Annotated in this window: 2 protein-coding genes; both read right to left on the bottom strand. The window is 36.1% G+C overall.

All coding sequences use genetic code 11. The annotated features are described in order from the left end of the window. Positions 1-224 precede the first annotated feature (224 nt). Positions 225-755, bottom strand: coding sequence for a hypothetical protein (locus tag H4J52_RS03005; protein WP_182224201.1), 531 nt, complete (start codon positions 753-755; stop codon positions 225-227). A 105-nt stretch (positions 756-860) separates the two neighbouring features. After that, complete coding sequence (locus H4J52_RS03000) at positions 861-1,199, bottom strand: hypothetical protein (RefSeq protein WP_182224200.1); 339 nt, start codon at positions 1,197-1,199, stop codon at positions 861-863. Positions 1,200-1,332: the final 133 nt, after the last annotated feature.

The following is a 1,332-nucleotide window of genomic DNA, read 5'->3' as shown; positions in this document are numbered from 1 at the left end:
TTGGGCTTAGCGCTATCCCTCCTTGACTAGCACCTAAAATAACCACGGGAATTAGCCCAACTAAGAAAGAATATAAAATCCATTTAGTGACGATACTCTTCATACTATCCTAGGGTTATAACGCCACGTTAAGCGGCAAATAATAGCTGGCTAAAATGTGTGAGGCACGAACAACAGCCAGCTGTTATTTGTCCGTTTGAACGCCTTGTTAGATGATTTTTCACCTACTGATCAGAGTACTTAATATGTTCACCACTAGGAAGTTTAGGCTTACTCGATGTAAATAATTGCCATATCTCATTTAGTTCACTATTGGTGTGAGCTTTACAATAGTAATGGATATGGGAGCCATAATTCCAGTGGTTTTTATTTTCAGAATAGTCCCTTTGGCTAAAGTAAAAAATATGCCAATAATCATTGTCTGGTAAATACAGTAAATGGATATTAAGAAGTTTTCTAGTTTTAAATTGTTGATCTATTTTATTTGAACATTTAAGCGCTTTTCCATCTAGTTTTCCTGGTTTAGCACGACCCAAAGCATTTAATTGTTCTTTTGTTATTTCTAAATCATTAGGAGTAATCTCTGCAAAATGATTTGCATATAAATATGGTTTTATTACACCCGTCTTTGCAGAGAACAATATTTTCGCAAGAGAATCGGATGAAATAGTGAGATCACGGCATAGTTTCACTATTTCGCTTTTCTTGCGAAGGTTCAATAGATTAATAACTTGAGTGATTTCATCACCTGACATAGAGAATCATCTAACGCCCAAATAACAGGCTAAGTAATGGTTGGCTAAAATTGTGTAGCGAAGCGAAACGTAGCCAACTGTTACGTGTCCTTGTTGATTTTCTTGTTAGGTGCTTTTAGGCCACCAGTTTGGAGTTTCTCTTCCAGTAAACTTAAATTTAGCAGCTAAAGCTTCAATGTCTTTTGCTTTACCCGATATTTCACCTTCACTCCAATTATCCCACTCAAACTTCAATTTACGACCTTCATTTGATAGTTTAACTTTACCGTAATCTATCCATGCATCAAAGCCATCGTATTCGTAGGTTTTGATCCAACCATTATTAAGATGAAATTCTAATATTCGGTTGAAGTCGTCCGTTGGAATATCCTGAATTATTTTTAAACCAAGTGCTTTAAACTTTAAATCGACAGTTTTTCTACCTAATGTGACGACTGGATTCATAGAGCACCTAACGCCCCATTAAGAGGCTTTTAATTGTTGGTTAAAATGTGTAGCGAAGCGGAACCTAACCAACTGTTAAAAGTCCTGCTTGAATGGCTTGTTATGTAGCTTTACGCTGAAACCTCAATAACAT

The organism is Colwellia sp. MB02u-14, assembly GCF_014076915.1.
GTDB lineage: Bacteria > Pseudomonadota > Gammaproteobacteria > Enterobacterales > Alteromonadaceae > Colwellia_A.
Note: the sequence above shows the minus strand (reverse complement) of the source record. Positions and strands in the feature narration are given on the sequence as shown.